The 21,195-nt window shown below is 65.7% G+C and carries 23 protein-coding genes and 1 pseudogene; 13 read left to right on the plus strand and 11 right to left on the minus strand.

Going from position 1 to position 21,195, the window contains the following annotated elements; translation table 11 throughout:
- Nucleotide 1: 1 nt before the first annotated feature.
- Nucleotides 2–2,527 carry an ATP-binding protein gene (locus ACEN9O_RS20010; RefSeq protein WP_495613566.1) on the plus strand — a complete coding sequence of 842 codons (2,526 nt, stop codon included), beginning with the start codon at nucleotides 2–4 and terminating at the stop codon, nucleotides 2,525–2,527.
- A gap of 110 nt (nucleotides 2,528–2,637) precedes the next feature.
- Here the strand turns inward: ACEN9O_RS20010 and ACEN9O_RS20015 are convergent, their stop codons facing one another.
- Genes ACEN9O_RS20015 through ACEN9O_RS20030 form a run of 4 tightly spaced genes read right to left on the minus strand, consistent with a single transcriptional unit; the run spans nucleotide 2,638 to nucleotide 7,116 of the window.
- Complete coding sequence (locus ACEN9O_RS20015; RefSeq protein ID WP_495613567.1) at nucleotides 2,638–3,756, minus strand: sulfotransferase family protein; 1,119 nt, start codon at nucleotides 3,754–3,756, stop codon at nucleotides 2,638–2,640.
- Nucleotides 3,753–4,757, minus strand: coding sequence for a hypothetical protein (locus ACEN9O_RS20020; protein WP_495613568.1), 1,005 nt, complete (start codon nucleotides 4,755–4,757; stop codon nucleotides 3,753–3,755). Before ACEN9O_RS20020 ends, ACEN9O_RS20015 begins: the two co-directional genes overlap by 4 nt.
- 7 nt (nucleotides 4,758–4,764) lie before the next feature.
- Nucleotides 4,765–5,394, minus strand: coding sequence for an adenylyl-sulfate kinase (gene cysC, locus ACEN9O_RS20025; RefSeq protein ID WP_495613569.1), 630 nt, complete (start codon nucleotides 5,392–5,394; stop codon nucleotides 4,765–4,767).
- 15 nt (nucleotides 5,395–5,409) lie between these two features.
- Nucleotides 5,410–7,116: a methyl-accepting chemotaxis protein gene (locus ACEN9O_RS20030; RefSeq protein ID WP_495613570.1), complete on the minus strand. Its 1,707-nt coding sequence runs from the start codon at nucleotides 7,114–7,116 to the stop codon at nucleotides 5,410–5,412.
- Between the two features lie 381 nt (nucleotides 7,117–7,497).
- Here ACEN9O_RS20030 and ACEN9O_RS20035 point away from each other — a divergent pair, with 381 nt between their 5' ends.
- A complete protein-coding gene (locus ACEN9O_RS20035; protein ID WP_495613571.1) occupies nucleotides 7,498–9,729 on the plus strand; it encodes an NADP-dependent isocitrate dehydrogenase in 2,232 nt (743 codons plus the stop codon).
- A gap of 48 nt (nucleotides 9,730–9,777) precedes the next feature.
- Here the strand turns inward: ACEN9O_RS20035 and ACEN9O_RS20040 are convergent, their stop codons facing one another.
- The 5 genes from ACEN9O_RS20040 to ACEN9O_RS20060 all read right to left on the minus strand — a co-directional run bounded on the left by ACEN9O_RS20040 (nucleotide 9,778) and on the right by ACEN9O_RS20060 (nucleotide 11,829).
- Nucleotides 9,778–10,155, minus strand: coding sequence for a gamma-glutamylcyclotransferase family protein (locus tag ACEN9O_RS20040; RefSeq protein WP_495613572.1), 378 nt, complete (start codon nucleotides 10,153–10,155; stop codon nucleotides 9,778–9,780).
- 18 nt (nucleotides 10,156–10,173) lie between these two features.
- The gene (locus ACEN9O_RS20045) at nucleotides 10,174–10,632 is read right to left on the minus strand and encodes a hypothetical protein (RefSeq protein ID WP_495613573.1); all 459 of its coding nucleotides are present in this window, start codon (nucleotides 10,630–10,632) and stop codon (nucleotides 10,174–10,176) included.
- Between the two features lie 65 nt (nucleotides 10,633–10,697).
- On the minus strand, nucleotides 10,698–11,045 hold the full coding sequence (locus tag ACEN9O_RS20050; protein ID WP_495613574.1) for a GFA family protein: 348 nt from the start codon (nucleotides 11,043–11,045) through the stop codon (nucleotides 10,698–10,700).
- Nucleotides 11,042–11,491 carry an SRPBCC family protein gene (locus tag ACEN9O_RS20055; protein WP_495613575.1) on the minus strand — a complete coding sequence of 150 codons (450 nt, stop codon included), beginning with the start codon at nucleotides 11,489–11,491 and terminating at the stop codon, nucleotides 11,042–11,044. The genes ACEN9O_RS20050 and ACEN9O_RS20055 overlap by 4 nt, the downstream gene beginning before the upstream one ends.
- Complete coding sequence (locus tag ACEN9O_RS20060; protein WP_495613576.1) at nucleotides 11,392–11,829, minus strand: ArsR/SmtB family transcription factor; 438 nt, start codon at nucleotides 11,827–11,829, stop codon at nucleotides 11,392–11,394. Before ACEN9O_RS20060 ends, ACEN9O_RS20055 begins: the two co-directional genes overlap by 100 nt.
- 79 nt (nucleotides 11,830–11,908) lie before the next feature.
- Here ACEN9O_RS20060 and ACEN9O_RS20065 point away from each other — a divergent pair, with 79 nt between their 5' ends.
- From ACEN9O_RS20065 to ACEN9O_RS20080, 4 genes are all read left to right on the plus strand, one after another.
- Nucleotides 11,909–12,517, plus strand: a complete 609-nt coding sequence (locus tag ACEN9O_RS20065; protein WP_495613577.1) for a TetR/AcrR family transcriptional regulator — start codon at nucleotides 11,909–11,911, stop codon at nucleotides 12,515–12,517.
- A gap of 80 nt (nucleotides 12,518–12,597) precedes the next feature.
- Complete coding sequence (locus tag ACEN9O_RS20070; RefSeq protein WP_495613578.1) at nucleotides 12,598–13,404, plus strand: oxidoreductase; 807 nt, start codon at nucleotides 12,598–12,600, stop codon at nucleotides 13,402–13,404.
- A gap of 20 nt (nucleotides 13,405–13,424) precedes the next feature.
- Nucleotides 13,425–14,432 (plus strand): NADP-dependent oxidoreductase, encoded by a 1,008-nt coding sequence (locus tag ACEN9O_RS20075; protein ID WP_495613579.1) that lies wholly within the window; start codon nucleotides 13,425–13,427, stop codon nucleotides 14,430–14,432.
- 278 nt (nucleotides 14,433–14,710) lie between these two features.
- Nucleotides 14,711–15,721: an IS110 family RNA-guided transposase gene (locus ACEN9O_RS20080; protein WP_495612799.1), complete on the plus strand. Its 1,011-nt coding sequence runs from the start codon at nucleotides 14,711–14,713 to the stop codon at nucleotides 15,719–15,721.
- Nucleotides 15,722–15,940: 219 nt separating this feature from the next.
- On the opposite strand, the pseudogene ACEN9O_RS20085 reads toward ACEN9O_RS20080, so the two are convergent.
- Nucleotides 15,941–16,315 (minus strand): annotated as a pseudogene (locus tag ACEN9O_RS20085) (efflux RND transporter permease subunit); the annotation flags it as partial.
- A 149-nt stretch (nucleotides 16,316–16,464) separates the two neighbouring features.
- On the opposite strand from ACEN9O_RS20085, the gene ACEN9O_RS20090 reads away from it, so the two are divergent.
- Together ACEN9O_RS20090 and ACEN9O_RS20095 are read left to right on the plus strand one after the other, a co-directional pair.
- On the plus strand, nucleotides 16,465–16,587 hold the full coding sequence (locus ACEN9O_RS20090; protein WP_495613580.1) for a hypothetical protein: 123 nt from the start codon (nucleotides 16,465–16,467) through the stop codon (nucleotides 16,585–16,587).
- A gap of 94 nt (nucleotides 16,588–16,681) precedes the next feature.
- A complete protein-coding gene (locus ACEN9O_RS20095) occupies nucleotides 16,682–17,074 on the plus strand; it encodes a hypothetical protein (RefSeq protein ID WP_495613581.1) in 393 nt (130 codons plus the stop codon).
- On the opposite strand, the gene ACEN9O_RS20100 is transcribed toward ACEN9O_RS20095, so the two are convergent.
- Nucleotides 17,046–17,621, minus strand: a complete 576-nt coding sequence (locus tag ACEN9O_RS20100) for a hypothetical protein (protein ID WP_495613582.1) — start codon at nucleotides 17,619–17,621, stop codon at nucleotides 17,046–17,048. The two genes, ACEN9O_RS20095 and ACEN9O_RS20100, sit on opposite strands and share 29 nt — an antisense overlap.
- An 83-nt stretch (nucleotides 17,622–17,704) precedes the next feature.
- On the opposite strand from ACEN9O_RS20100, the gene ACEN9O_RS20105 reads away from it, so the two are divergent.
- The 5 genes from ACEN9O_RS20105 to ACEN9O_RS20125 all read left to right on the plus strand — a co-directional run bounded on the left by ACEN9O_RS20105 (nucleotide 17,705) and on the right by ACEN9O_RS20125 (nucleotide 21,187).
- Complete coding sequence (locus ACEN9O_RS20105) at nucleotides 17,705–18,085, plus strand: GFA family protein (RefSeq protein WP_495613583.1); 381 nt, start codon at nucleotides 17,705–17,707, stop codon at nucleotides 18,083–18,085.
- A gap of 2 nt (nucleotides 18,086–18,087) precedes the next feature.
- Nucleotides 18,088–19,095: an alpha/beta fold hydrolase gene (locus ACEN9O_RS20110; RefSeq protein WP_495613584.1), complete on the plus strand. Its 1,008-nt coding sequence runs from the start codon at nucleotides 18,088–18,090 to the stop codon at nucleotides 19,093–19,095.
- A 136-nt stretch (nucleotides 19,096–19,231) separates the two neighbouring features.
- Entirely contained in the window at nucleotides 19,232–19,918 is a 687-nt protein-coding gene (locus tag ACEN9O_RS20115; RefSeq protein ID WP_495613585.1) for a hydrolase, read from the plus strand.
- A 108-nt stretch (nucleotides 19,919–20,026) separates the two neighbouring features.
- Nucleotides 20,027–20,269, plus strand: coding sequence for a hypothetical protein (locus tag ACEN9O_RS20120; RefSeq protein ID WP_495613586.1), 243 nt, complete (start codon nucleotides 20,027–20,029; stop codon nucleotides 20,267–20,269).
- A gap of 171 nt (nucleotides 20,270–20,440) precedes the next feature.
- Nucleotides 20,441–21,187, plus strand: coding sequence for a Crp/Fnr family transcriptional regulator (locus ACEN9O_RS20125; protein WP_495613587.1), 747 nt, complete (start codon nucleotides 20,441–20,443; stop codon nucleotides 21,185–21,187).
- The last annotated feature ends 8 nt before the right edge of the window (nucleotides 21,188–21,195 follow it).

Here is a 21,195-nt window from a genome sequence, read left to right on the forward strand (position 1 = left end):
CGTGAAAATTTCCACCCGCCTCAAGCTGGCGCAAATCATTTGCATCGTGCTGCTGGCGATCATGGCGGCGGTGTTCGCCCGCACCACCCAGCAGATGCGGCACGAGATCGCCAAGGCGGAGGTGACCGGCGACGTGCTGCGCGGCGCGGCGGCGCTGCGCTACCTGTCGCTGGAATACGTGCAGCAGCACCAGAGCCGCACCCGGGCGCAATGGCTGCACCGGCACCAGTCGCTGCAGCGCATGATCGCCGACGACGGCAGCTTCGCGGACGAGGCCGAGCTGGCGCTGCTGCGCGACGTGCGCGAGCGCCAGCAGTCGCTGCTGGGCCTGTTCAACGAGCTGCAGGGGCTGCAGGCGGAATTCCAGCGCACGCCGGAGCGGCGCCTGATCCTGCTGGAGCTGGAGGCCAGGCTGTCGGGCCTGATGATGAACCGGGCCCAGGCCATGATGTCCGACGCCGAGGACCTGGCCCGCATCAGCCGCGCCAACATGCTGTCGGCCCAGTCCGACCTGGTGACGGCCGGCGCCGTGCTGGGCGGGCTGGTGCTGCTGGTGGTGATCGGCGCCATGGGCCTGACCATCCGCAGCGTGAGCAAGCCGCTGTCGCGCCTGCACCAGGCCACCAAGGTGGTCGGCACGGGCAGCCTGGACGTGGTGCTGGACGTGCGCTCCGACGACGAGATCGGCAACCTGGCGCGCTCCTTCGACGGCATGGTGCAGCGGCTGCGCCAGACCACCGTCTCGCGCGACGAGCTGATCCACGCCAACGTGGCGCTGCAGACCGAGGTGTCGGAGCGGCTGGCGGCCGAGCGCAGGGTGGTGGCCCAGCTGGCGCGCATGAGTCTGCTGCACCAGATCACCCGCTCGATCGGCGAGCGGCAGGACCTGCCCAGCATCTTCCAGGTGGTGCTGCGCTGCCTGGAGGACCAGCTGCCCATCGACTTCGGCGCCATCTGCCTGTACGACGGCGCCCAGCTGTCGGTCAGCTGCGTCGGTATGCAGAGCTACCAGCTGTCCGAGGCGATGGCGATGGGGGAGGCGGCCCGCATCGAGATCGACCAGAACGGCCTGTCGCGCTGCGTGCGCGGGCAGCTGGTGTACGAGCCCGACATCCGCGCGGTCGACTTCCCCTTCCCGCGGCGGCTGGCCAAGGTGGGCATGTGCTCGCTGGTGCTGGCGCCGCTGCTGGCCGAAAGCACGGTGTTCGGCGTGCTGATCGTGGCGCGCGCCCGCACCGACGCCTTCTCCAGCACCGACTGCGAATTCCTGCGCCAGCTCAGCGAGCACGTGGCGCTGGCCGCCAACCAGGCCAGGCTGTACGGCGCGCTGCAGCAGGCCTACGACGACCTGCACCAGAGCCAGGTGCAGGTGACCAAGCAGGAACGCCTGCGCGCGCTGGGCCAGATGGCCAGCGGCATCGCGCACGACATCAACAACGCCATCTCGCCGATCGGCCTGTACGCCGAGTCGCTGCTGGAGACCGAGCGCGGCCTGAGCGAGAACGGCCGCGCCTGCCTGCAGGTGATCGAGCGCGCCATCGACGACGTGGCCGCCACCGTGGCGCGCATGCGCGAGTTCTACCGCCAGCGCGAACCGCAGCTGACCCACAGCACCGTCAACGTCAACCTGATGGTGCAGCACGTGGTCGACCTGACCCGCGCGCGCTGGTCGGACATGCCGCAGCAGCGCGGCATCGTGATCGAGATGCGCCAGGAGCTGGGAGCGGAGCTGCCGCCCATCCTCGGCGTCGAGGGCGAGATCCGCGAAGCCTTGACCAACCTGATCTTCAACGCCGTCGACGCCCTGCCGGAAGGCGGCGCCGTGACCCTGCGCACCAGCCACGTCGAGCGCCTGGACGACGGCTCCGGGCCGTATGTGCTGGTGGAGGTGGCCGACAACGGCACCGGCATGGACGAGGCCACCCAGCGGCGCTGCCTGGAGCCCTTCTTCACCACCAAGGGCGAGCGCGGCACCGGCCTCGGCCTGGCCACGGTGTACGGCATGATCGAGCGCCACTCCGCCAGCATCGCCATCGAGTCGCGGCTGGAGCACGGCACGGCGGTCAGGATGTATTTCCCGGTGGCGTCGGCGTCGGCCGGCGGCTCGCTCGCGGCGCCGGCGCAGGAGGCCGGGCCGGGCCTGCGCATCCTGGTGGTGGACGACGACCCGACGGTGCTGGCGTCGCTGGAGAACATCCTGAGCCTGGACGGCCACCAGGTCACCAAGGCCGACGGCGGCCAGGCCGGCATCGACCTGTTCTGCGCGGCCGAGCAGGCGGGGCACGGCTACGCGGTGGTGATCACCGACCTCGGCATGCCCTATGTCGACGGCCGCAAGGTGGCCGAGACGGTCAAGCGGGTGGCGCCGGCCACGCCGGTGGTGCTGCTGACCGGCTGGGGCCAGCGCCTGATCCCCGACAGCGGCGAGGCGCCGGTGCACGTCGACCAGGTGCTGAGCAAGCCGCCCAAGATGCGCGAACTGCGGCTGGCGCTGGCCAGGTGCGCCGAGCTGCTGGCCCAGACTTAACGTCATTCCCGCGCAGGTGGGACGGTCCGCCGTCGCGGTCCATACCCCGCATGCCCATAGCCTCAGCATGGATTCCCGCCTGCGCGGGAATGACGTTGTTCGAGGTTCCCTTAGTCGGCCGGCGCGAACGCGGCCGGGTCCAGCTGGTCGAGCGTGACCCGCTGGCCGTTGCCGGGCAGCGAAGGCTGCGCCAGCAGGCGCGCGCGCAGCCGTTCCAGGTAGTCGGCGCGGCTGCGGCGCAGCGCATAGTCGCGGAAGTTGCTGTGCTCCAGATCGCGCCAGGCCAGTTCGCGCCCGCTGGTGGAGCGGCCCAGCGCCTGGTCGAACTGCGCCGGCTGCATCGGCGCGTCGCCGGCCGCCAGGCGGGTGTAGCCGTAGCGGTCCATATAGTCGCCGGTCAGGGTTTCGATGACGTTGATCTCGTCGAGCGTGAGCTGCTGCTTGAACTTGTCGATGTTGGCGGCGATCGGCGGATAGCAGTTGGACGACCACAGCGCCGACATCTGCGACAGCTGGCGCGCCTCGCGCGAGGCGGCGCCGTCCAGCATCTGCGGCAGGAAGTCGATGTCCAGGAAGCCGCACACCGTCTCCAGCGTGGCCTGCTGCTGCGACAGGAAGTCCTCGTAGCGGATGGTCAGCACGCGCTCGGGCCATTGCTGCATGACGCGGTCGGCCGCCTGGTGCGCGGCCAGCCAGGTGCGGGCGTTGAGGCGGGTGTCGAAGTCGTGGATGATGGCGCGGTTCATCGACGCCACCTGGGCGCGCGGGTCGCGCGCCACGTTCACGAACAGCATGTCGGGATACAGCGTCATCAGCTCCTGCGCGTAGTGCACGCTGTCGAGCGACTTGTCCATCACCACCCGGGCGCCGCGCTGCTCGCCGGAGCGCAGCAGCAGCTCCCAGACCACGCGGTGCACGCTGCGCGGCTGGTTGCGCAGCGTTTCAAAGATCTCCACCGGATCGAACACCACCTCCGGCCACTTGACCATGCTGACCGCCTGCAGGCCGACCACATCGACCACCAGGTTGAAGTAGGCGCGGTCGTCGTGCAGGTCGCCGTACAGCGGCAGCAGCGGCATCAGGTCGACGATGTGCAGCGGGTAGGGCGAGTAAAACTGCGGCGACATATTCAGGCGCAGCCGCAGCGCGTGGCTGCCGCAGCGGCGCAGCGGGATCATCATCACGGGACGCGGACGCTGGGTGCCGCCCTTGCTTGAGCTATCGTTCATGCTGGTTCTTCCTTGGTAAACGCGCCGGCTGGCGACGTGGTGTAGTAGCGGTGGAAACTGTCCATGAAACGGTCCAGTTCCGCCGCTGGCAGGCGGTTGATGCCGGCGGCGGCCTTGCGCCCGCCGCCGGTGTCGAATTGCTGGCAAAAGCCGTTGGCGCTGTGCGTCAGCGGCGCGCCCGAGCGCACGCTGACCAGGTAGGAGCCGTCGTCGCGCTCGTTGAGCACGGCGAACGAGGCGCCGTGGTGCTGGGCCGCCAGCTGGTTGGCCAGCACGCCGCTGATGCGCCGCGCCCAGGCGCTGGCGGGCAGGATGTAGACCGCGCCGCCGCTCAGCCGCGCGTGCGGCCGCAGGTCCTGCAGGCGCGCGCAGTCGTCGTGGTAGCCGGCGCACAGCTCGCGGTAGATCTCGCTGCAGGCGATGAAGTCGAAGGGATGCTCGTGGCCGGCCAGCGCGCGGTACAGCGCGGCCGGGGCGATGTGCAGGTCCTGCTCGCATTCGCCGTAGGCGTTGTAGTTGAACACCTTGCCCAGCTGCGCCAGGGCCTCGACGGCGGCGGCGTCCAGGCCGATGCCGTGGGCCAGCCGGCAGGCGACCTCGGCCAGGTTGTCGCCGAAGGCTGCCGCCACCGCCCACGGCCGGTGGCGGCCGTGCAGGTGGCGGTCCACCAGGATGCTGGTGCAGACGTCGGGCGCGCTGTCGCAATGCAGCCGCAGCCGCGGGTGCCCGAAGGCGCGCTCGGCCGAGTGGTGGTCGAAATACGCGACCTCGGCGCCGCCGTCGAGCAGGCGGCGCAGCGCCGCCGTGTTGCTGTCGAGCGCGATGTCGAGCACCAGCACCTGGCCGGTGCAGCCGTCCGGCACGCGCCGCAGCAGCTCGGTCTCGCGCTTGACGCCGGTCACCAGCTCGGCCTGCAGCGGCGTGTGCAGGCGCATCTGGTGCAGCGCGAAGATGCCGTCGGCGTCGCCGTTGAAGACATCGTGGTTGTGCGCGGCGCTCACGGCGGCCTCAGAGGAAGCGCCGCGCCAGCTGCCGATACAGGCGCTCGCAGCAGGCGTCCAGCGGCAGCGCGCCGGTGTCGAGCTTGATCGCGGGCTCCAGCGGCTCCTCGTACGGCGCCGAGACGCCGGTGAACTCCGGGATCAGCCCGGCCCTGGCCTTCAGGTACAGGCCCTTGGGATCGCGCGCCTCGCACACGTCGACCGAGGCGCTGATATGGGTTTCGAGGAAGTTGTCGGCGCCGATGATCTGGCGCGCCATCTCGCGGTCCTGGCGCAGCGGCGAGATGAAGGCGCAAATCACGAACAGGCCGGCGTCGTTCATGATCCTGGCCACTTCGGCGCTGCGGCGGATGTTTTCCTGGCGGTCGGCGGGCGAGAAGCCGAGGTCGCGGTTCAGGTGGTGGCGCAGGTTGTCGCCGTCCAGCACATAGGCCATGTGGCCGGTGCCGACCAGCCGGCCTTCCAGCGCGGACGCCAGGGTCGACTTGCCTGCGCCGCTGAGGCCGGTGAGCCAGACGGTGGCCGCCCGTTGTCCGGCCTGGCGGCTGCGCACCTCGGCCGTGACCTGGCTGCCGTGCCAGAAAATATGCGGCGCGCCCGGCAGGCCCACCTCTTCGATTCTATCGAGCTTACCCATTCCGCTTCCTCCGTATCAGAACTGTTCCCATTCCTGCGCATCGACCTTGGGCACGCCGCGCGGGCGCGCGGCGGCGGTCAGGGCCGGGGCGCGGCGCGACGTGCCCGGCACGGCCACCGCGACCCGCTGCAGCGGCTGCACGGCGCCGGCCTTGGCCTCGGTGCGGAATACGCTGACCAGGTCGTTCAGGCTGTTGACCTGGTCCTGCATGGCGTGCGCGGCGGCGGCCGCTTCCTCCACCAGGGCGGCGTTTTGCTGGGTCACGTCGTCCATCTGCGTGACCGCCGTGTTGATCTGCTCGATGCCCGAGGATTGCTCCTGGCTGGCCAGCATGATCTCGGACATGATGTCGGTCACCCGTTTCACGCTGGAGACCACGTCGTGCATGGTCGATCCGGCCTGCTCGACCAGGCGGTTGCCGGCCTGGACCTTGTCGACCGAGTCGCCGATCAGGTCCTTGATTTCCTTGGCCGCCGCGGCCGAGCGCTGGGCCAGGTTGCGCACCTCGGTGGCCACCACCGCGAAGCCGCGCCCCTGTTCGCCGGCGCGCGCCGCTTCCACGGCGGCGTTCAGCGCCAGGATGTTGGTCTGGAAGGCGATGCCGTCGATGACGGCGATGATGTCGACGATCTTGCGCGCCGAGACATCGATGGCGGCCATGGTGTCGACTACCTGGGCCACCACCGCGCCCCCCGTGGCGGCGACGTCGGAGGCCGATTCGGCCAGGCCGTTGGCCTGGCGCGCGTGGTCGGTGTTCATGCGCACGGTGCTGGTCAGTTCCTCCATCGAGGAGGCGGTTTCCTCCAGCGTGCTGGCCTGCTGCTCGGTGCGCGAGGACAGGTCCAGGTTGCCGGAGGCGATCTGGCCGGCGGCCGAGGCGATGGTCTCGGTGCTGGCGTGCACCTGGTTGACGATGCGGGCCAGGCTGTCGCGCATGGAGCGCATCGCGAACAGCAGGCTGCGCTGGTCGCCCGGCTTGGGCTCGACGCGCACGGTCAGGTTGCCGGCGGCGATCTGGCCGGCGATCTCGGCCGCTTCGCCCGGTTCGCAGCCCAGCTCGCGGGTGACGCCGCGGGTGATCAGCCAGGCCGCCGCCACGCTGGTCAGCAAGGCCAGCGAGCCGATGATCAGCATCACCGTGCGGGCCTGGGCATAGGCCACCTCGGCCGCTTCCGCCGCCTCGGTGTTCTGCTTTTCCTCGACCGCGATCAGCTTGCGCAGCAATTCCCACCAGCGCTTCTGCACCGGCCGGAACTCATAGCGCAGCAGCTTATAGGCATCGTCCTGTTTTTGCTCCAGCGCCAGCGCGGCGGCGCGCTGGATGAAGGGGACGGCCTGCTCGGATTGCTTGCGGATTTGCTCCAGCAAGTCCTTTTCCTCGGCCGAGGTGCCGCCCAGCGTGGCGAACATCTGTCCCAGTTTGTCCTGGGCGGTGGCGTATTTCTTCTGCTGCTCGGCGATACGGTTGACCTCGATCTGGATTTCCTTGTCTTCCTTGAGCAGGATCAGGTTGCGTGTGGCCAGCGCGCGTTCTGTAACTGTCAGGTCCATTACCTGGGCCAGTTTGGTCTCGACGTCGTTGATTTTGGTGATTTCGTCCAGCCGCCCCTGGATCTGCCGCATGCTGGTCAGGGCCAGCGCGATGATTATCAACAGAAACGCGGCGCTCAGGCCGAAACCCAGTCCCAGCCGGTTCGCTACAGTCCAATTCTGAAATTTCATACTGCCTCCTTAAGGCCTTATTTGCATTCCAAATATTCAAATGAGAATTTGGCAGAACGTCGGGACGATCTTAGAGGGCTGATGAGGCTAGGAAACTCTCACATAATCACTTTCAACACTGGTGCAACAATGAAATATGTATTGGTGCAGCTTATTGAAACTTTTAGTTGCTAAAGTTGTGCGTTACAGCAACTTAAGTGGATGTTCTTTTTACATTTATTGGAGGCAAAGACCCCATACGCAGAATCCGCCACTGGGCATCAGCGGCCAACAGGGCTAAAATGCAGTCTTGGGGCCGTTGCCGGATTACGACACATCATCTTGCAATCTGGAACGGAGGAATTCAATCGGCGGGTCTCGCCCGCATGACATGGAATGAACATGGCAACACAGAAAACTAAAATCATCTACACGCTGACCGATGAGGCGCCCATGCTGGCGACCTATTCGCTGCTGCCTATTATTAAGAAGTTCGCTGCATCGGCTGGCGTGGACGTGACCTCCAGCGATATCTCGGTGGCGGCGCGGGTGTTGGCCGAATTCCCCGAGTTCCTGACCGACGAGCAGAAGGTCCCCAATACCCTGGCCGAACTGGGCGCACTGACCCAGCTGGCCGACACCAACATCATCAAGCTGCCGAACGTCAGCGCCTCGGTCGGCCAGCTGACCACCTGCATCCGCGAGCTGCAGGCGCGCGGCTTCAAGCTGCCGGACTACCCGGAAGACGCCAAGACCGATGCGGAAAAAGCACTGAAAGCCCGCTACGGCAAGTGCATCGGCAGCTCGGTCAACCCGGTGCTGCGCGAAGGTAACTCCGACCGCCGCGCGCCCAAGGCCGTCAAGGAATACGCCCGCAAGCACCCGCATTCGATGGGCGAGTGGAGCCAGGCGTCGCGCACCCACGTCTCGCATATGCACCACGGCGACTTCTACCACGGCGAAAAATCGCTGACGCTGACCCAGGCGCGCGACGTCAAGATGGAACTGATCACCGCCTCCGGCAAGACCATCGTGCTGAAACCGAAGGTTTCGCTGCAGGCCGGCGAAATCATCGACAGCATGTTCATGAGCAAAAAGGCGCTGCTGGAGTTCTACGAGAAGGAAATCGACGACGCCTTCAAGACCGGCGTGATGTTCTCGCTGCACGTCAAGGCCACCATGATGAAGGTCTCGCACCCGATCGTGTTCGGCCACTGCGTGCGCATCTTCTACAAGGACGCCTTCGCCAAGCACCAGGCGCTGTTCGATGAGCTGGGCGTGAACGTCAACAACGGCATGGCCAACCTGTACGAGAAGATCGAGAAGCTGCCGGCCTCGCAGAAGGAAGAGATCCTCAAGGACCTGCACGCCTGCCACGCCAACCGTCCGGAACTGGCCATGGTCGACTCGGCCAAGGGCATCACCAACTTCCATTCGCCGAACGACATCATCGTCGACGCCTCGATGCCGGCCATGATCCGCATCGGCGGCAAGATGTGGGGCGCCGACGGCCGTCCGAAGGACGTCAAGGCCGTGATGCCGGAATCGACCTTCGCCCGCATCTACCAGGAGATGATCGGCTTCTGCAAATGGCATGGCAACTTCGATCCGAAGACCATGGGCACCGTGCCCAACGTCGGCCTGATGGCCCAGCAGGCCGAGGAATACGGCTCGCACGACAAGACCTTCGAAGTGTCGGAAGGCGGCACCGCCAACATCACCGACCTGGCCACCGGCGAAGTGCTGCTGACCCAGACCGTGGAAGCGGGCGATATCTGGCGCATGTGCCAGGTCAAGGACGCGCCGATCCGCGACTGGGTCAAGCTGGCCGTGACGCGTGCCCGCAACTCCGGCATGCCTGCCGTGTTCTGGCTGGACAGCTACCGTCCGCACGAGAACGAAGTGATCAAGAAGGTGCAGGTCTACCTGAAGGACCACGACACCAAGGGCCTGGACATCCAGATCATGTCGCAGACCCGCGCCATGCGCTACACGCTGGAGCGCGCCTTCCGCGGCCTGGACACCATCTCGGTGACCGGCAACATCCTGCGCGACTACCTGACCGACCTGTTCCCGATCCTGGAACTGGGCACCAGCGCCAAGATGCTGTCCATCGTGCCGCTGATGGCCGGCGGCGGCATGTACGAAACCGGCGCCGGCGGCTCGGCGCCCAAGCACGTCAAGCAGCTGGTGGAAGAAAACCACCTGCGCTGGGATTCGCTGGGCGAGTTCCTGGCGCTGGCGGTGTCGCTGGAAGACCTGGGCATCAAGACCGGCAACGCCAAGGCCAAGCTGCTGGCCAGGACGCTGGACGAAGCCACCGGCAAGCTGCTGGACAATAACAAGTCGCCATCGACCCGCACGGGCGAGCTGGACAACCGTGGCAGCCACTTCTACCTGTCGCTGTACTGGTCGCAGGCGCTGGCGGCCCAGACCGAGGACGCTGAACTGCAGGCCTACTTCGCGCCACTGGCCAAATCGCTGGCGGCCAACGAAGCCAAGATCGTCGAAGAGCTGAACTCGGTGCAGGGCAAGGCCATGGATATCGGCGGCTACTACTATCCGGATCCAGCCAAGACCGAAGCGGTCATGCGTCCAAGCGCGACCTTCAACGCGGCCCTGGCAGCGATCTGAATCTAGCGTAGTTTGGCAGGAAGAAGGGCAGCCGGGGCTGCCCTTTTTTTATGCCAGGACCGGCGCGTCCCGCGCGTCCACATAAGCCCAGGCGACCGTGCCCGAGGCCAGCGCGACGCTCTGGCGGCGATAGGCTGCCACCTCGTAGCGGTCCGAATCCCGCAGCTCATCGGCCGTCACCGCCAGCACTGAGCCGGCGACCTGGTCGTCCTGCGAGCCGGTGCGGGAGACGATGGGATGATGGGTCTTGCCGCTGGTTGCGACCACGGCCGGGTCGTCGATGGCCACCGCCGACAGGCGATAGCCCGGCAGGCTGTCCTGGCGGCCGGACAGCAGGCGGCCAAACGTCGCCATCTGCACTTCCGGTTGTTGCAGCGTGCCGTAGGAGAACAGCATTTCAGTGGCATCGGTGGAGCGTGGTTCCATCTGGGTTTCCTTGTGGGTTCAGAGCGTTGCCTTGCGGGTGGCCCACACAATCGGCAGGCCGAACAAAAACATATGGGAAGCCAGGTCCAGCACCGTCGACAGCGGCTGGAAGGTGACGGGGCGGGGGAAGGCCGACAGCGGCAGCACCACCAGCCGCATCGCCAGGAACACCACGATGCCGAACAGGACCGCCGACAGCAGCGGCCTGGACAGCAACGCCGGCGCGCGCCGGGCCGCCAGCAGGAACAGCGCCATCCACAGGAAGCTGAGCGCGAAGTGACTCAGCAATCCTAGCGCCGCCGTCAACGCGCCGCCGTCGAAGGCCGCCTTGCCCAGCAGGCCGCTGGCCACGATCTGCAGCAGCCGCTCCGGCGTCAGGCCGTTGTAGACGGCAAAGGAAATCGCGAACGTGATGTCGAGCGCGCCCGCCACGGCGCCCCCGGCCAGTACAGCAAATGGAATCGACCAGCGCTTCATGCCTCAGCCTCCTGTAGTTTTGCTGCGTCTTATTTTAAAAGCAAATCTCCAGGCGGTCGAGCGCATTACAGCGACCGTCCGTCGTAGTGGTTGACGGGGATGGCGTCCAGGTCTATTCCCTCAATGCAGCGGATATTGATGGCCGCCATGGCGTCGCCGTTGGGCGCCGTGCCCTCGCTGTAGGGCGAGATGCCGCAGGTGGGGCAGAAGCGGTGCTTGATCAGATGCTTGTTGAACAGATAGGTGCTGGCGTTCTCGTCCGGCGTCAGCAGATGCATGGCCGGGCGCGGCACGAACCACATCAAGGTGCCCTTGCGCTGGCACATCGAGCAGTTGCAGGACAGCGCCGACGCGATCTCGCCTTCGGCTTCGAATTTCACTCTGCCGCAATGGCAGCTTCCCTGGTATTTCATAGCGAACCTCCTGAAAAGTAACGATCAAGACTGCTGAAGAAAAGAGCCCAGCCGCGCTCGTGGTTGATGCGGGCCTGCTCGTCGAAGAAGCGGTCGTGCACGAAGCGCAGTTCCGTGCCTTGCGCCACTGGGGTTAAATCGATGCTGATGCGCGACTGCCGTTCCGGCGTGCTGTGCCAGGCCCAGGTAAAGACCAGCCGCGTAAAAGGCGCCACCTCCTGATAAACACCGGTCAATTGATTCAGGCCGCCGTCGGGACCGGCGAAGGCCAGGTGATATTGGCCGCCCACGCGCAGGTCGATCTCCGCCCTGGTCAGCGAGGCCGCGCCGGGGCCGAACCACTGGCTCAGCGCTTGCGGGTCGGTCCACGCGCGCCAGACTTTTTCGGGGCCGACGGGGTAGACGCGTCGGAGGCTGACTTGGGCGGGTTGTTCGGTGGTTGGCATGATGCGATTTCCTCCTGGTGGTAGAGATAGCGTCCCAGCGAATCGAGCTGGTCGGTCCAGAAACGCTGGTAATGGGCGATCCACATGGCGGCATCCTGCATGGGCGCGGCATGCAGCTCGCAGCGCACCACGCGTCCTTCCTTCGAGCGGGCGATCAGCCCGGCCGTCTCCAGCACCGCCAGGTGCTTCATGAAGCCGGGCAGCGACATCTCGTACTGCTGCGCCAGTTCCGTGACGGTGCAACTGCCGTCGCCCAGTTGCGCCAGCACCCCGCGCCGCGTGGCATCGGCCAGCGCGGCGAAGATCAGGTCCAGCTGGGGATCTTTATAGTTAACCATAAGGTATAGTATTGGCGAAGGCCGCGGCCTTGTCAAGCGAGTTTTGGAACGCCGCGTGCACCATGGAGAAAAATAAGATATGATGCTCATCATGAACTCGAAACCCGCCAAACGCGCGACGCCCAGCCGCAAGGAAGCCACCCACGAACGCATCGTGGAAGTGGCGGCGCGCGCCATCCGCCGCAGCGGCTATGACGGCACCGGCGTGGCCGACATCATGAAGGAGGCGGGCCTGACGCACGGCGGCTTCTACGCCCACTTCGAATCCCGCGACGCCTTGCTGGCCGAGGCCGGCGACCGCGCGGGCGCGGAGTCGGTCGCGCTGGCGGCGCGGGTGGCGGCGTCCGCGCCGCCGGGGCAGGCCTTGCAGTCCATGATGCAGGCCTACCTGTCGCAAGAGCATATCGACGCCATCGAGACTGGCTGCCCGGTCTCCGCGCTGGGTTCGGAGATGCCGCGCCAGGCGCCGGAGGTGCGGCGCGCCGCGACCATCCACATCAAGGAAATGATCGACCTGTTCGCCCGCCAGCTGCCCGACTGGGGCCAGCCGCAGGCCCATGAGCAGGCGATGGCGATGGTCTGCGCCCTGATCGGCACCACCATGGTCGCGCGTGCGGTGGACGATCCCAAGCTGTCGGCGGCGCTGCGTGCGGCGACCCTGAAGCTACTTACCCCGACGACCGCCTGAATTACCGGGCGGGCGTTTTTTTGCATAAAAATATGATGATCGTCATATTTTGTGCTGGCAGTCACTAGAAAGGAAACACCATGAGCAGCAAGATTGCATTGGTCACCGGCGCCTCGTCCGGCATAGGGGCCGCCACGGCAAAGCAACTGGTCGAGGCGGGTTTCAAGGTGTACGGCACCAGCCGCCGCGGCGCCCAGGCGGGCGCGCAGCCCTACGCGATGCTGGCGCTGGATGTGACCAGCGACGCCTCGGTGTCGGCGGCCGTCGCCGAAGTGATGCGGCGCGAAGGGCGCATCGATCTGCTGGTGAATAACGCCGGCGTCGGCGTCGCGCCGGCCGGCGCGGAGGAGAGTTCGATCGGGCAGGCCCAGTCCATCTTCGACACCAACTTCTTCGGCATGGTGCGCATGACCCGCGCCGTGCTGCCGCATATGCGGGCGCAGGGCGCGGGCCGCATCATCAACATCGGCTCGGTGCTCGGCTTCCTGCCGATGCCGTATGGCGCGCTGTACGCGGCCACCAAACACGCGGTCGAAGGCTATACCGAATCGCTGGACCACGAACTGCGCAATTGGGATATCCGGGCCGTCGTCATCGAGCCGGCCTACACCAACACGCCGTTCGACGCCAATATGCTGGCGGCGGACGCCAAGCTGGATAGCTACCGCGAAGTGCGGACCGCCGTGACCCAGCGTGTGCAGGAAGTGATGGCCGGCGCCGAAGGACCGGAGGTGGTGGCGGCGACGGTGCTGAAAGCGGCCCTGGCCCGCAAGCCGAAACTGCGCTACACCGCCGGCGGCCTGGCCGGGCGCCTGCGTCTGCTGCGCACCTTTGCGCCGGCCGGCGTCATGGACGCTGGCATGCGCAAGGATCTGCGGCTGGCATAATCACATATGAAAAGGCAATCATGAAAGCACTGATCCTGAAACGGTATGGCAAGACCGGCCAGCTTGAATTCGCCGACATTCCCCGTCCCGCCATCAAGCCGGACGAAATCCTCGTGCAGGTGCACGCGGTCGGCCTCAACCCCATCGATTACATGATCCCGAAAGGCAGCTTCAAGCCTATCCTGAAGTTTCAGTTGCCCGCCACGGTGGGCAGCGACCTGGCGGGCATCGTGGTGGAGACCGGCAGCCGCGTGAGCCGTTTCAAGGTGGGCGACGCGGTGTACGCCAGCGTCTTCGATCTGGGCACCGGCACGCTGGCGGAATTTGCCGCCGTTCCGGAATCGGCTGCGGCGCTGAAGCCGGTCAACCTCAGTTTCGTGGAGGCCGCCTCGATTCCGATGGTCGGGCTGACGTCATGGCAGGCGCTCAAGGAACGTCTGCAGCTCAAGCCTGGGCAGAAGGTGTTCATTCCGGCCGGCTCCGGCGGCATAGGCACGTTCGCGATCCAGCTGGCCAGGCACCTCGGCGCCACGGTGGGGACGACCACCAGCACCGGCAATGTCGAACTGGTGCGCAGCCTCGGTGCCGACGAGGTGATCGACTATACGAAACAGGAATTCGAGCAAGTGCTGAAAGGCTACGACGCCGTGCTGGGCACGACCAGGGGCGACGGGCTTGAGAAGGCGATCGGCATCCTGAAGCCGGCGAGTGCCGTAGTCTCGCTGATCGGTCCGCCGGACGCCGCCTTCGCGCGCCGGCGCGGCATGAACTTCCTGATGACGTTGGTGTTCGGCCTGTTGAGCCGCAAGATCATGCGCCTGGCCGGCAAGCGGCTATCCACGTACTCATTCCTGTTCATGCGCCCGGACGGACAGCAGCTCATGGAGATCGCCAAGCTGATCGAGGCTTCGCACATCCGTCCGGTAATCGATACTGTCGTCCCGTTCACGCAGGCCAAGGATGGCCTGGCGTATCTGGAAAAAGGCCGCGCCAAGGGCAAGGTCGTGGTGCAAGTAGTCGCCGCCTAACAACTGGGGGTCAAGTCTGACATTCGGACACGGCCTCTGCCGTAGCGGCCGCTACGGCAGAGGTCGTGTCCGAATGTCAGACTTCGTATATTGAGCATACCGCATCTCCATCGGATAATAAGGAGGTAGGTGCGGCCAGGCGGAGTGACGCTGATCAGACTTAGTGCCGTGGAGCACGTGGGTCAGATAGGTGCCTCTGCCTGTTTCATTTGATAAGTCCGAACGGTATCTGGGGCCATCGCGCCAGCGCGTAAGCCCGCATACGAGGAAGGTCAAAAATGGATACGATATGCGCAGCGGTAGGTATTGATGTCAGCAAGAAGAAGTTAGATATTGCACTGCTGGTCAACGGAAAAACCAAGACCAAAGTGCTGGAAAATTCCGCCGAAGGCCATCGGGCAATGGTCGACTGGCTCACCAAATCCAAAGTTCCCCTGTCGGCAATGCATGCTTGCATGGAGGCGACCGGGGTCTATTCCGAGCCGTTGGCATTGGCGCTCCACCAGGCCGGGCTGGTGGTGAGCGTGGTCAATCCAGTCTGCATCAAGGGCTTCGGCCACAGCGAAAATATTCGCAACAAGAACGATACGATCGACGCCGGGCTGATTGCACGCTACTGCGTCGCGATGAAGCCCGCGCCCTGGAGTCCGCCGCCGCTGGAGCAGCGCCAGTTGCGGGCTTGGTCGCTGCGCGTCCAAGCCTTGAAGGACATTCGCCAGCAGGAAGAAAATCGGTTGGAGGCATTGATCATCAGCGGGATGGAGGACGTCGCGCAGCATGTGCGACAGCATGTCGCTTGGCTCAGCGTAGAAATAGAGAAGCTCGAAGGCGACATCGACGATCACATAGATCGCCATCCTGGCCTCAAGCACGATGCCGATCTGCTCGCCACCATACCTGGCGTCGGAACGACGACCGTGGCAAAAATACTGGGGCATTTGGGGGATATTCGCCGCTTTGACAGCGCGAAAACCTTCGCTGCCTTTCTTGGGGTAACGCCCAAACAACGCAGCTCTGGAAGCTCGCTGAGGGCACGAACGACGATCAGTCGAACCGGCAGCACCTCAATGCGCGCTGCCCTGTACATGCCGAGCTTGGTGGCGCGCCGACATAACCCCATCCTGCGGCAATTCGCCGAACGGCTTGCCGCGACCGGAATGGCAAAGAAAGCCGTGATCGGGGCAGTCATGCACAAGCTGGCTCACTTGATTTATGGGGTGATACGCAATGACAAGCCTTTCGATCCTAATTACTTATCGAAAGGGCTTGCCATTCAAGACGGTATCTGACCCCCACCTCATTAGTTGGCGCCGACTGCCAGCTGCAGCTGCACCGTGGCCGTCGCCAGGTCCGCCGAGGCTGTCAGCACCGGATCGGGCCGCACGCCGGCAATCGACACGCCGCGACACGCCGGCCTGGGCGCTGCTCACGTTCTCGCGCCGCATCTGCAAGTCCAGGCTGTACCTGGCCACGGCGTCGGCCGGCTTGGGTTGGTTCTCGAAATAGCGCTCGACCAGGTAGTACAGCGCCTGCAGCCACACCAGGGTCGGGCCGGTGGCCGTGATCAGGCCGCCGACCACCACGGTCGCCAGCGGCCGCTGCACGTCGCTGCCAAGGCCGTGCGCGAGCGCGGCCGGCAGCAGGCCCAGCGCGGCGACGCTGGCCGTCATCAGCACCGGACGGAAGCGGCTGTAGGCGCCTTTCAACACGGCGTCCCTCAGCGACAGGCCGTCCGCGGCGCGCAGCTGGTTCAGGTTGGACACCATCAGGATCCCGTCCATCACCGCCATCCCGAACACTGCGATGAAGCCGACCGCGCTCGACACGTTGAGCGTCATGCCGCGCAGGTGCAGGGCGACCGGGCCGCCGAACGCGCTCAGCGGGTCCAGGAAGGCGGCCAGGTCGCGGCCGCACGTCGACACGCTGCGCTCCTGCATGGAGGAGGTGGAGCGCCTGACCCTGCTGGTGGAGGAGCTGCAGGCGGGGGGGCGGCGCCGCGTTCACCGTGCATTTGCCGTGCGGCGCGGGCTGATTGCCGCGCCTGCTGGCCGAGCAGTTGGCCAAGGTCGAGGAAAAAATCGCCCGCATCCGGCGCCAGGCGGCCGACATCGTGAAAAAACATCCTCAAATGCAAGCCAATGTCACACGCCGGTAATTCCTGGCTGGCAAGATAGCTTGCTGAAGTCACTCGATGTGGCCTACCCTTACTGCCTCTGATCGGAGGCAGTCTTTTTTTGGAAGGATGATTTATGCAGACCGCAGAGGTCGCGTTTTCGCGGCAGCACGGCGTGGTGAGCATAACGTTGAGCGTCGGCGGCAGCGTGGTCCTCGAAAGCGCCAGCCAGGAAACCATCGGGCGCGAACTGCAGATCCGGTCGGTGCGCTTCCTGACGATAGACGGCGCGTTCACCACCGAATTGCCGACCACGGGAAAAACACTGGAGCAGGCCTCGGCTGTGGCGTTTGCCGAGCCGATGCAGGCGCTCAAGCTGATCGCGGCCTGTTCGGCGGTGGGCGAGACGGTGGGTTTTCTTTTTCCCGAACGCCGGCGCCGCCCGCGCGAACCGCTGGCCGGCAGCGCGGCGGACAAGCCGGACACGCATAACGCCGGCGTCAGCTGCGTGTGGCGGCCGGTCCGCTAGGGCCAAGCAAAGCGACCTTGTAAATATCGTTGAACGGCTTGTCGTCCGGCTCGTGGTATCCCGCCCATTTTCTGGGGAGGCAATGGGTATTGTAGGCCTTTAAAAAGTCTCGCAGCTTATCGGGCAGGATGCGATAGGAACCGGCATTGCAGTCATAGAACTGGAAGCTGCCGGCACGCTCGCGTACGATGGCGATCGAGTGCGAGTACAGGCCCGCCGCGATAAAGGTGATCAGGACCGCATTGACAGCCGGATCGGTGGCAAATACGCCGGCGATGCCGTCAAAACTCGTGTTCCAATTCCGATTTCTGACTGTCGGATCTTCCGGCGTCAGGTCAGGCGTCTGCTGCGGTGGCTTGCTGGCCAGCTCCTTCAACTTCACATACAGCGGACGCATGGAGCTTTCCGTCTGCCACCAATGGGTCTTCTGGCCGAGGCGCACATTGGCGTCGGCGGCGTAGATTTTCTTATCGAATTCGGCGACGATCTCGGTGGTGAACTTCGAAGCCGGGTTCCTTTGGTGGAGGGACTGCCGTGAATGTAACATGCCGATGCGGCATGCCGGGATTGACGCGCCTCGCGCGCCGCGCGCATCATGGCGGCTGGTGCCACGATGACGGAGCGAAGACTATGAATGAAACCGGCCAGTTGCACGGCAGTTGCCTGTGCGGAGGCGTGGCGTACCGGGCGGACCAGCCGGTCAGCCATGCCAGCCATTGTTACTGCACCATGTGCCAGAAGCAGCACGGCGCCGCCGCCGGCTCGTATGCGAACGTGGCCGCCGCCGGCTACGTGGTCGAGCGCGGCGCCGACCTGATCACCGAATACGCCTCGTCCTCGCATGGCCGGCGTGGCTTTTGCCGGGTCTGTGGCTCGACGCTGTTCTGGCGCAGCACGCAGGCGCCGGACCGCATCGCCGTCACGCTGGGCACGCTGGAGCCTGAGTACGACGGCCCGGTGCGGCGCGAACTGTACACCGACACCAAGCCCGCGTGGCTGCCGCACCTTTAACTATGACGCCCGCTTCGGCCGCCCGTTGCCTGTCCACGCTCGCCGCGCTGTGCCTGCACGCGGCGGCGTCCGCCGCGTCCTGCGTGGAGCCGCCGCCCGACCCCGCCAACACCTACGACGCGCCGCACACCTACGCCAAGCTGGCGCGCGACTATCCGTCGATCCGCATCGCCAGCGCGGCGCTGCCGGTGGACGTGAACCGTATTGAAGGCCTGACCTACGCGCAGTACGGCGAGCGTTGCCTCAAGCTCGACCTCTACCTGCCGCTGGCCGCGCGCGCCGATGTCGGCATGCCGGTGGTGGTGCTGGTGCACGGCGGCGGCTGGCGATCCGGCTTCCGCTCGGAGTTCGCGCCGATGGCGGTGCGGCTGGCGCAGCACGGCTACGCGGCGGCCGCGATCAGCTACCGCCTGTCCGGCGAGGCACCGTATCCGGCTGCCGTCCACGATGCGCGCGCCGCCGTGCGCTGGGTGCGCGCCCACGCCGGCCAGTACCATCTGGATCCGCAACGCATCGCGCTGGCGGGCGGCTCGGCCGGCGGCCAGATCGCCAGCCTGGCCGGCGTCACCGGCCACCTCGGCCAGTTCGACCCCGGCGCGGGCGAGGGGGCCGTGTCGAGCGCGGTGCAGGCCATCGTCAACATCGACGGCCTGTCCGACTTCACGACGGAACTCGCGCTGAAGCACGAGGACGATCCGGCCAAGCAGCCGTCGGCGGCCGGCGCCTGGTTCGGCGGGCGTTATGCGCAGAAGAGCGCGCTGTGGGCCGAGGCGTCGCCGATCCGCTACGTGCGGCCGGGCATGCCGCCCATCCTGTTCATCGCCAGCGCGCAGCCGCGCTTTTCCGCCGGCCGCGAGGCCATGGCGGCCGGCATGGCGCAGGCCGGCGTGGCCAGCCGCACGCTGGTGCTGCCGGACACGCCCCATTCCTTCTGGCTGTTCGATCCCTGGCTGCAAGCGACCGTCGACGCCACCGTGGCCTTCCTCGACCAGCAAATGCCGCGGCGCTGACCGCGCGGCCTGTAAAAGGGTAGTCCAGTCTCTCCATTTAGCCAGTGGTGCCGGCGCGGCGCCGGGCCTAAGATGATCGCAGCCGCGCAGAACGCAGCGGGCGCCGTATCCACCCCTCATCAAAATGGAAGCCACCATGACCAACCCTAAACTTGAAGTATTGACACCGACGAACTGCCAGCTGATCTTCATCGACCAGCAGCCGCAAATGGCCTTCGGCGTGCAATCGATGGACCGCCAGGCGCTGAAGAACAACACCGTGGCGCTGGCCAAGGCCGCCAAGGTGTTCAATATTCCAACCACCATCACCACCGTCGAGACCGAAGCGTTCTCCGGCCACACCTACCCTGAGCTGCTGGATGTCTTCCCAGGCAAGCCGCTGCTGGAACGCTCGTCGATGAACTCGTGGGACGACCAGAAGGTGCGCGACGCGCTCAAGGCCAACGGCAAGAAGAAGGTGATCGTCTCGGGCCTGTGGACCGAGGTGTGCAACAACAGCTTCGCCCTGTGCGCGATGGCCGAGGGCGACTACGAAATCTACATGGTGGCCGACGCCTCCGGCGGCACCTCGAAGGAAGCCCACGACTACGCCATGCAGCGCATGATCCAGGCCGGCGTGGTGCCGGTGACCTGGCAACAAGTGTTGCTGGAATGGCAGCGCGACTGGGCCCACCGCGAAACCTACGATGCCGTGATGGCCATCGTGCGCGAGCACTCGGGCGCCTACGGCATGGGCGTCGACTACGCCTACACCATGGTGCACAAGGCACCGCAACGCACCACCAGCAGCCACGAGACGCTGGCGGCCGTGCCGGCAAAGTAAGCAGCAAGCGGGGCAGGCGGCGCCTGCCCTGGAAGGTAGCGTTCGGCTCAGGGTGCTATACAATGGGTTCATGGTGTTCATCAACCATTTTCCACCCCGGAGGCTGCCATGTCGACCACCCATACGTTCCGTCCCGACTATGTCGGCGCCGAAGTCGTCGAAGCCGGTATCGAAGTTGCTGACCGTAAAGGTCCGGACAGTGCCGCCGCCTATCTCAGCCAGCGCGGCGTGGCTGAAACGGTGATCCACCGCGTGGTTGCCGAGCCGGAACATCGCCGCAATCCCGGGCGTTTGCGCAGCCGCGACGAGCGCCTGCTGGAAGAGGCGTCACGCTACAAATTCAAGGTCTGAAGGGGCTGGCCGTTACTGGCGTGCAAGGCCCGCCGTAGGACAGGGACCACATGGCCCTATGTTCCCAACCTACATATGCCTCGTACGTGCTCCTATAATCGAGCGCACATGGCGCGGATATAGTGTTGTTCATCAGGTCGCAATGATCGACAACACCCCAAGAGGCACGCCATGTACCATGCTACCCATTCCGCCGTATCGCAGAAGGCAGCGCGCACTACGCAGGCAGAAGCAGCCGCACCGGTCGTCAGCGTCACCGGTGCCCAGCAGAACGATTTGCTGCGCGCACTGTCGCGCGAAGAGCTGATCAGCTTGTTCGAACATCTGGAGCTGGTGCCGTTGGACGCAGGCAAACACCTGTTCGACTTCGGCGAGAAGATGGAATACGCCTACTTCCCCACCAACGCCATCGTCTCGCTGCAATATGTGACGGAAGAGGGCGGCGCCTCCGAGATCGCCGTGGTGGGACGCGACGGCGTGGTCGGCGTGTCGATGTACGACACCGAACGCGCCAACTGCTCGGCCGTCGTGCAAAGCGCCGGCTACGGCTACCGCATCCGGGCCGCCGTGCTGCGCTCGGCCTTCTTCGACGGCGGCGCGCTGGCCCAGCAGCTGATGCGCCACACCAGCGCGTTGTTTGCGCAGCTGGCGCAGACGGTGGCGGGCGCGCGCCACGGCAGCATCGAGCAGCGCCTGTGCCGCTGGCTGCTGGAGCGATTGGACCGCTCGCTGTCGCAGGAGCTGAAGGTCACCCAGGAAATGATCGCCAACCTGCTGGGCGTGCGGCGCGAAAGCATCACCTGCTGCGCCGGCAAGCTGCAAGAGAAAGGCATGATCGAATGCCGCCGCGGCACCATCGTCGTACTCGACCGCCACGCCATGGAACGCCACGCCGGCAGCTGCTACGTCCCCGCCTGATGCCTAAC

This window comes from Duganella sp. Dugasp78, assembly GCF_059491455.1.